At 73.8% G+C, this 1,085-nt stretch carries 1 protein-coding gene; it reads left to right on the top strand.

Annotation, left to right across the window (positions count from 1 at the left end; genetic code table 11):
• Positions 1-86 precede the first annotated feature (86 nt).
• Positions 87-1,052, top strand: a complete 966-nt coding sequence (gene meaB, locus N864_RS22540) for a methylmalonyl Co-A mutase-associated GTPase MeaB (protein WP_034722853.1) — start codon at positions 87-89, stop codon at positions 1,050-1,052.
• Positions 1,053-1,085 lie beyond the last annotated feature (33 nt).

Genomic DNA, 1,085 nt, shown 5'->3' on the forward strand with positions numbered 1-1,085 from the left:
CGGCGTCGGCGCCGCGGCCCTCTGTGGCGGCGGTGGCCAGGGCGACGCCCTCATCCTCCGCGTGCCGGCCGCCGACAAGAGCTGACCTGGCACCGCGCACCGTCGACGTCCCCGCCCTGGTCGATGCGGCCAGGGCGGGTCGGCCGCGTGCCGTCGCCCGTCTGGTCTCGCTCGTCGAGGACGCCCACCCCGCCCTCCGCGAGGTCATGGCGACGCTCGTACCGCATGCCGGCCGGGCCTGGGTCATCGGCCTGACCGGAGCACCGGGGGTCGGCAAGTCGACGTCGACCACCATGCTGATCCGGGCATTCCGGGAGCGGGGCCGCAGGGTCGGGGTGCTCGCGGTCGACCCGTCGTCGCCGTTCTCCGGTGGGGCCCTGCTCGGTGACCGGATCCGAATGCAGGACCACTCCCACGACTCCGGGGTCTACATCCGCTCGCTGGCCTCCAGAGGGCACCTCGGTGGGCTCTCCGCGGCGACCCCCCAGGCGATCCGAGTGCTCGACGCGGCGGGCTTCGACGTCGTGCTCGTCGAGACGGTGGGGGTCGGCCAGAGCGAGGTCGAGATCGCCGGGCTCGCCGACACCTCCGTCGTGCTGCTCGCCCCCGGCATGGGCGACGGCATCCAGGCCGCGAAGGCCGGCATCCTCGAAATCGGCGACGTCTTCGTCGTCAACAAGGCCGACCATGACGGCGCCGACGCGACGGTCCACGACCTGCGCCACATGATCTCCCTCGCCGACCGCACCAGTCCCGGGATCTGGCGACCCCCGGTCGTGAAGACCGTTGCCCTGCAGGGCCGCGGGGCGGACGGCGTGATGGAGGCCCTCGACAAGCACCGCGCCCACCTCGAGGAGACCGGCGAGCTGTTGCGACGCCGCGAGCGGCGCGCCGCCGAGGAGATCGAGCAGCTCGCCCTCGAGCGGCTCCGCTCCCGGCTCGAGGCGGTCGAGGGCCGCAGCGGGCTCGCGGCGCTCGCCGGGCGCCTCGTCGCCGGGCACATCGATCCGTATGCCGCTGTTGACGCTCTCCTCGCCGGCACCGACACCTGACCCTCCACCCGTCGAAGGGCCACCAACCGACGA

This window comes from Intrasporangium chromatireducens Q5-1 (genome assembly GCF_000576575.1).
GTDB classification, from domain to species: Bacteria; Actinomycetota; Actinomycetes; order Actinomycetales; family Dermatophilaceae; genus Intrasporangium_A; species Intrasporangium_A chromatireducens.